The organism is Streptomyces laculatispora, from assembly GCF_017353455.1.
GTDB lineage: Bacteria > Actinomycetota > Actinomycetes > Streptomycetales > Streptomycetaceae > Streptomyces > Streptomyces laculatispora.
In genome coordinates this window covers 1-7,069 of record NZ_JAFMPZ010000614.1, presented here as the reverse complement: position 1 = coordinate 7,069, position 7,069 = coordinate 1, and the positions used below count along the sequence as shown (strand labels likewise).

Here is a 7,069-nt window from a genome sequence, read left to right as displayed (position 1 = left end):
GGTCGGGGGTGAGGCGGCCGGGGCCGCGCCGGAAGAGGAACATCGTCATCGTCGCTTTCTGCTCACGGGGTTCAGCTGCCGGCGGTGACGGTCAGACCGGCGCTCCGGGCGGCGTCGAAGCCGTCGTCGACGGCCACCACGTCACGGCCTCCGGCGTCGAGCAGGGACGCGGCGATCGCCGCGCGCATCCCGCCGGCGCAGTGCACCCACACCACTCCGGTCGGGACCTCGCCGGTGCGCCTGTGCAGTTCATGGAGGGGGATGTGCACCGATCCCCGCACGTGCTCGTCGGCGCGTTCGGAGTCGCGACGCACATCCAGCACCACGACGTCGTCACCGCGGTCGAGTGCCTGCTTCAGGGTGGCAAAGTCTACGCGGGGGAAGGAGCGCAGGTCATCGCCCGTCCGCAGCCAGGAGGACGGCTCACCCGTGGCGGCGGCAGCGGGCCGCTCGATGCCGACCCGCACCAGCTCCCGCTGGGCCTCGGCGAGCTGCTCGGCGGATGCGGCGAGCAGGGTGACGGGCTTGCCCCACGGGATCAGCCAGGCCAGATAGGTGGCGAGCTTGCCCTCGGCCTCGAAGTTGAACGTCCCGGCCACATGCCCCTGCGAGAACGCGGTACGGCTGCGCAGGTCGACGACCCATTCCCCGGCGGCCAGGCGCTGCGCGATCTCCTCGCCGTCGGCGGCCCTGGGCGGGGTCAGGTCCACCGGCGCGGGACCGTCCGCGTTGACCGGGCCCATGTGCGCGTAGTAGGCGGGCACGTCGTCCAGCCCGGCGAGCATCTGCGCCACGAAGGTGTCGACGTCCTGGGTCAGGGCGTCGTTACCGGTCCGCTCCTTGCCGATGGTGGTGGCATCGCCTTCGGCCTGGGAGGAGGAGCAGAAGCTCCCGAAGCCATGGGTGGGAAGCACGCGCACGTCGTCATGGAGTTCGCCGGCCAGCCGGTGGGCGGAGGCGTGCTGGGAGCGGGCCAGCTGCTCGGTCAGCCGCGGCTCGACCAGGTCGGGACGCCCCACCGTGCCGATGAGCAGCGACCCACCGGTGAACGCGGCCACCTCCCGCCCGTCCTCGACCAGTACGTAGGCCGTGTGGTGCGGGGTGTGACCGGGAGTGGCCAGCGCCCGCAGGCTCAGACCGCTGTCGACGGCGACGCTGTCGCCGTCGGCGACCGGGACCCGGTCGAAGGAGACCCGGGCCGCCGCGGGCACCAGATACTGCGCGCCGGTCAGCCGGGACAGCTCCAGACCGCCGGTGACGTAGTCGTTGTGTATGTGCGTCTCCACCACGTACGCGATCCGCACCCCGCGCCCGGCCGCCGCCGCCACGACTCGCTCCACATCGCGCGGCGGGTCGACGACCACCGCCGTGGCGGCCCCGCCTGCGAGATAGCTGCGGTTGCCCAGGCCCTCGGTCTCCAGGGTGTCCACGAAGAACACGGCTGACTCCCTCCATTGCGTTTTACCCCGGGGGGTATCTTCATCTCACTGTAACAGTGATACCCCCAGGGGTATTCCTCAGGCCTCGGCCACCAGAAGGGCGGAGCGACCCCGGCCCGGAAGCAGTCAGGACACCACGGATATAACGGACGCGACCGACAGGCGACACACGTGAAGCCCCTGGCGAATACGGTGATCCTCACCAAGGAATCACCCACCAGGAGCTTCACGGCGTTGCACGGGAGTCCAACTCGACCGCGCCGCAGTCAGGCCGGAAACATCTCACTCATCACTCTTCGCTCTTTACTCTCTGCTCTCTGCTCTCTGCTCTCTGCTCTCTGCTCTCCACTTGAACTACTCGCAATTCAGAGCATGATGAGCAGACGCGTCTTCGGCTTGAGCTTCCTGTTCACCGAACGGCTCTGCACATACACCTCCAACTTGGGATTGTTCCCCGCCTTCACCGAGACGGTCCCTTGAATACCCGTGCCGAACAGAAGGCTGCGCGCCGCGTCTCCCGTATAGGCGCGATCGGTGTCCTTCTCGACCACGATGACTTCCTTGTTCGGCTGAACCTGAGCCCGGGTTCCCAGCTGGTAGTAACACGAACCGCGCTCGTACGTGACACCCGGATGCGAATCGACGAAGGGGCGGATCTCGACCTCCTTGTCGACCTTCAGAAGCCGGTATTTGTCGGCCGGAATCGGTTCGAGGTTCGCCCGCACCTCGTCAACCGATATGTCCTGGCCGACGGCGAACAGGTTCTTCGTGCCGCGCACGCCCTGCTCGCGACCCCGGAGGAAGCTGGTGGCGGCAGCGCGCACGGTGCCGATCGCCTCCTCGACACCCTCCTGGGAGTCCGCGTCCCAGATGGCGATGTTTCCGGCCGGGAAACCGTAGTTCTGAGCGGTGCGCTTCGCCAGGGAGTTCGGCACGAGGATCGCGGACGTCCAGTGACCCGGAAGGCCGCCCATCCTCCCCGCGATCCTGTCGAGCCAGGGGCCGAGGACGGCCATGTCGCCGTCGTGCCGCCTGTCACCGCCGGAGGCGTTCTCCTCGCCGTCCGTCACCACGATCTGAAGGAAGCTGTGCTCGCCGTACTCCTCCCAGATGTGGCCCAGATCATCCAGGGACTTCAAAGAAGCCTCGATGAGAGCCGTCGCACCATTGTTGACCCTGTACAGACCCCGCATGGACGGCAAATGCTTCACGTCCATGTCCCAGACCAGGTTCTCCACCTTGTGGTCGAAGGAATAGAGGCTGATCCGCGTCTCATGACCGAGGCTGTCCGACTCGGCCTTCAGACCCGCCACGAACTCGTCGACGACGCGGATGAGCTGACCTTGGTGCGGGCGCATGGAACCCGAACAGTCCACTACCAGCGCGACGTGATTCACCTTGTGCTGGATCTTGTTGGCGGACACCATTCTGCTCCTTCTCCGAGGCTCCCCGAGTGATGCCTCAACTCTATGGGGACCCACTGACAACGGAGTTTGACGCTCAATTACCAGCGCGCGTCCGGTCACGCGTCCGGAATGCCGGAGACACCCGCCGACGGTGCGCCACCCCTGGCCGACGCCGCTCCCGGAACACCATCGGCCGACCCGCCAGAACCCACGACATCCCGCAACGAACCCTCCGGGCACCTGCTTTTGGCCAATTAGTCACCCCATGGGCATGACTCATGCGGACCTGGGACAGAAAACCGCCGGGCACAGCGGCATCCGTGAGGCGACAGCCGAGTGAACCGGGGGGTTCCAACACGTGAGAGACACCCGTGCCATCGAGGTCCAGGTGGAAGACTTCGCCAAGGAGGGCTTCCTGGTATTGCCGGGTTTCCTGCCCGGCGCACTCGTCGAGCGTCTCGTGCCGGAGGTGAACAAGTGGGTGGAGGCAGGGTGGCGTCAGAAGTCGGTCGACGCCTGTGCGGACTCGGAGGCCGGACCACCCCGGATGGTCGAGCTGGATCTTGAGGCGCACGGCGAGCTCGCGGTGTACCCGCCGCTGATGGACCTGCTCAGCAGCCCCGAACTGCTCGGCGAGTCCTTCGTCTTCCACCACCTGCACAGCGACCGGAGGACGGCCGGTGGAGCCGGTAAGAGCTGGCATCACGACTACGAGCAACAGCCCCAGCGCGACCGGCACTTACCCATGATCCACGCGTTGCATTACATAGGCGGGCTCCAGCCCGGACTGGGTGGCCTGGTCGTGCTGCCGGGCTCGCACCTGGAGGTCGCCGAGAAGAACGCCCGCAGCCACCTGGGCACGGGCGTGCTGCCGGGCGAAGTGGTCATCGACGACATGCCTCCGGGGTCGACCGTCGTACTCCACTCGGCGCTCTTCCACACCCGCCGGGCTGCGTCGGCGCCCCGGGCGGACAGCGACCCGCGATACATGATCGACGGCTCCTACTGCCGCACGGGGGCCCTGTGGCCGCCGGTCAAGCCCTACTGGCGACAGGTGCTGGCGGTGGCCCGGTCACGTGGTCTGGGAGCAGGGCGGCCGGAGCTCTTCGCGGAGCGACACTTCAGCGAGTACGAAAGGGCGGAGAGGCACAGCGGATGAGAGTTCTGGAAGCCGTACGGTTCGACGCGATCATGGACCGCTTCGAAAAGGAGCACCCCTTCGACGCGTCCGACCAGGCCAATTCAAACGACGAGGCCGAGGGACACATCCGTAACGCCGAACTGGAACATCGCGGCCGTTGGCACCGGGTCCTGCTGGAAGGGCCGGAGATCCGGAACGTGGTACTGCCCTGGCACCTGGGCGAGGACGGAGAGGTGGAACTCATCCCCAGGACCGGGCTGACCGTGGCCGCGGCGGCGGACCGGCTCGCGTCGCTCGACAACTCGTACACGCGTACCAATCCGCTGTGCGCGTCCAAACTCGCCCGTCAGAGCACAGCCGCTCACCTCGCCCTGTTCCTGACCACACGGGCCGTGAAGGGGCGTGACTACGAGTCCCTGACGGTCCGCGAGGGACTGATCCACCTGGACGGGCTGCACCGCATGATCGCCTGGTCCCTGGCTGGGTACCTGCTGCCCGGCAACTGGTTCGAGGCGTACGTGGCGGGACTACCCCCGGCCCACGTAGGGCATGGCGCTGGGCATGACCAGGACGGACTGGATGTTCACCCCGAGGGGCAGGCCGGCCATGGCCCGCACCATGTCGACGACGTGCCGCACGTCCATGGTGGGTTCCACCCGACGTGACCCGTCGGCCTGCAGGACGGCCGGCTGAGGCCGGTCCTGCGGGGTGACGTTGCCGATGTCGATCTGGCCGCAGGAGATGTCGTGGCGCCGGCCGTCCAGGGACAACGAGCGGGTCATCCCGGCCACCGCGTGTTTGGCGGCGGTGAAGGCGATGGAGTCGGGCCGGGGAGCCTGAGCGGAAGGTGCGCCGTTGTTGATGATGCGTCCGCCGCACGGTGTCTGCTGCCTCATCACCCGGAAGGCGGCGCGGGAGCACAGGAAGGTTCCGGTGGCGATGGAGTCCATCACGCGGTGCCAGTCCTCGATGCCCACGTCCTCGGTCGGGGTGTACGGCATGGTGTCGGCAGCGTTGTTGAACAGCACGTCCAACCGCCCGAACCGGTCCACGACGTATCCGAACAGGTCCTCGACGGCCGCGGGATCGGTGATGTCAGCAGAGAACGGGACCGCGCGGGGACGCTCGGCGGCGGGGGTGAGCGTCACCGTCTCCTCCAGCGCTTCCTTGCGCCGGCCCACCAGGATCACCGTCCAGCCGTCCGCCAGCAGACCCAGCGCGCACGCCCGCCCGATTCCGCTTCCCGCCCCCGTGACGACAGCCGTTCTCGCAGCCACGATCCACCCGACCTCTCCTCAGGGAAGCCCCGCGCACGAAGGGCTCTCCGAGCGTGCCCGAGCACCCCTCAACCAAACAGGAGCCGCACATGAATGGCCATATTCCGGCGTTGGGTGGGTCCGACGGCAGTCGGGCCTGGTTCGACCGGGCCCAGGCATCGCTGGCCGGCGGCATCAGTTCGTCCTCCCGGCTGACATCGACCGGCCCGCACCCCTATCCGCTCTACATGGCCGAGGGGGCCGGTGCCCGCATCCGGGACATCGACGGCAACGAGTACCTGGACTACCTGATCTCCTACGGCAGCGCGGTGCTGGGACACGCCAATCCGCAGCTCACCGAGGCGCTCACCGCGGTCCTGCACACCGGCACGATGTTCGGCACCTGCAACACCACCGAGGTGGAACTCGCCGAGCTGATGTGCGACATGGTGCCGTGTGCGGAGCTCGTCCGCTTCGCCAACTCGGGGAGCGAAGCGGTGCAAGGGGCCGTGCGCGCCGCCCGCGGGTACACCGGCCGCTCGAAGATCCTCAAGTTCGAGGGCCACTATCACGGCTGGACCGACAGCCTGGCCATATCCAACCGCCCCGCCGTCTCCGAGGCCGGTCCCTACGCCACCCCGCACTCCGTACCCCACTCCCCCGGTATTCCGGCGGGGGTCATCGACGACGTGGTCGTCTGCCCGTGGAACGATCCCGCCGCGCTCCGCGCCGTACTGGACGCCCACCGCGGGGAGTTCGCCGCCGTCATCTGCGAGCCGATCGTCGCCAACAACGCCTGCACCATGCCCGCGCCGGGATTCCTGAACCTGCTGCGTGAGGAATGCACGCGCCGCGAGATCGTGCTCGTCTTCGACGAGGTCTGTACCGGATTCCGCACCGGCCCGGGGGGCGCCCAGACGATGTTCGGGGTCGTGCCGGACATCGCCGTCTTCTCCAAGGCGCTGGGGGGCGGCGTCCCGATCGCCGCCTTCGCCGGGCAGCGGCACGTGATGGAACCCCTGGCGCAGGGGCAGGTCAAGCACGGCGGGACCTACAACGCCTCACCGCTGTGCGCGACCTCCGCGCTGGTGACCCTCCGGCAGCTGAACCAGCCGGACGTCACCAAGCGGATCGACGAGAGCGGCCGTCGCATCATGGAGGCGATCCGGCGGGCCGCCCACGACCGGCACATCCCCTGCTCGGTGCAGGGCGTCGGCGCCATGTTCCAAACCGTGTTCACCGCTGACGGCGCACCGACCCGGCAGTACCGCGACCTGCTGCTGACCGACCAGGCCCGCTACAACGCGTTCCGCCACGAACTCCTCAAACGCGGAATCCACACCAACGCTTACGGCATGGCCTGCTGGTTCGTCGCCGCCACCGTCACGGAGGACGACCTGGACGCCACGTGCGAGGCCGTGGAAGGCGCCTTCGGCGTGCTGTGAAAGACGTGCCGGGGTCTGGTGGGCGGTCGGGCCCCGGCACGGATCACCGCTCTTCGGCACTCCCCAGCGCCGTGCCGGTACCGTCCGCGAGCGCGAATCCGTAGGCAACCTCCTGGTGCCATTGGCCGTTGCGCCGCTGGATCCAGCGCCCGGCATCCGCGACCGTGGTGATCGGTGCGTCGACCTGCCGTTCCATCACCGGTTCCGCGAACGCCTCCGGCACCGCGAGGGCGTCGGAGGAATTCCAGGCGCTGGGCCCGGGGTCACCGCCACCGGATTGGCCGGCGTACGGCAGACCGCCCCCCTGTGAGGGGAGGGCCCCACCCGCTCAGGCGGTTTCCAGGGGCCCTCCTGCCGTTCGCCGGCCGCGCGGCCGGTAGTT

General features: G+C 68.3%; 6 protein-coding genes and 1 pseudogene. 3 read left to right on the top strand and 4 right to left on the bottom strand.

The window, feature by feature from the left end; genetic code table 11:
• Positions 1-71 precede the first annotated feature (71 nt).
• Both J1C73_RS32145 and J1C73_RS32140 read right to left on the bottom strand, forming a co-directional pair.
• On the bottom strand, positions 72-1,439 hold the full coding sequence (locus tag J1C73_RS32145) for an MBL fold metallo-hydrolase (protein ID WP_207319449.1): 1,368 nt from the start codon (positions 1,437-1,439) through the stop codon (positions 72-74).
• Between the two features lie 365 nt (positions 1,440-1,804).
• On the bottom strand, positions 1,805-2,863 hold the full coding sequence (locus J1C73_RS32140; RefSeq protein ID WP_207319448.1) for a vWA domain-containing protein: 1,059 nt from the start codon (positions 2,861-2,863) through the stop codon (positions 1,805-1,807).
• Between the two features lie 340 nt (positions 2,864-3,203).
• Between J1C73_RS32140 and J1C73_RS32135 the strand changes: the two genes are divergently transcribed.
• Together J1C73_RS32135 and J1C73_RS32130 are read left to right on the top strand one after the other, a co-directional pair.
• Positions 3,204-4,004, top strand: a complete 801-nt coding sequence (locus tag J1C73_RS32135; RefSeq protein ID WP_207319447.1) for a phytanoyl-CoA dioxygenase family protein — start codon at positions 3,204-3,206, stop codon at positions 4,002-4,004.
• Positions 4,001-4,474 (top strand): annotated as a pseudogene (locus J1C73_RS32130) (DUF6309 family protein); the annotation flags it as partial. The gene J1C73_RS32135 and the pseudogene J1C73_RS32130, both read left to right, overlap by 4 nt.
• Before the next feature lie 39 nt (positions 4,475-4,513).
• Here J1C73_RS32130 and J1C73_RS32125 read toward each other — a convergent pair.
• A complete protein-coding gene (locus J1C73_RS32125) occupies positions 4,514-5,263 on the bottom strand; it encodes an SDR family oxidoreductase (protein ID WP_207319446.1) in 750 nt (249 codons plus the stop codon).
• Positions 5,264-5,352: 89 nt separating this feature from the next.
• Here J1C73_RS32125 and J1C73_RS32120 point away from each other — a divergent pair, with 89 nt between their 5' ends.
• Complete coding sequence (locus tag J1C73_RS32120; protein ID WP_207319445.1) at positions 5,353-6,687, top strand: aspartate aminotransferase family protein; 1,335 nt, start codon at positions 5,353-5,355, stop codon at positions 6,685-6,687.
• 43 nt (positions 6,688-6,730) lie between these two features.
• Here the strand turns inward: J1C73_RS32120 and J1C73_RS32115 are convergent, their stop codons facing one another.
• Positions 6,731-6,883, bottom strand: coding sequence for a hypothetical protein (locus J1C73_RS32115; protein WP_207319444.1), 153 nt, complete (start codon positions 6,881-6,883; stop codon positions 6,731-6,733).
• Positions 6,884-7,069: the final 186 nt, after the last annotated feature.

Bases quoted from the DNA above. Each gene is read 5' to 3' on its own strand.
- J1C73_RS32120 (WP_207319445.1), top strand. From the start codon at position 5,353: ATGAATGGCCATATTCCGGCGTTGGGTGGGTCCGACGGCAGTCGGGCC.
- J1C73_RS32115 (WP_207319444.1), bottom strand. From the start codon at position 6,883: ATGGAACGGCAGGTCGACGCACCGATCACCACGGTCGCGGATGCCGGG.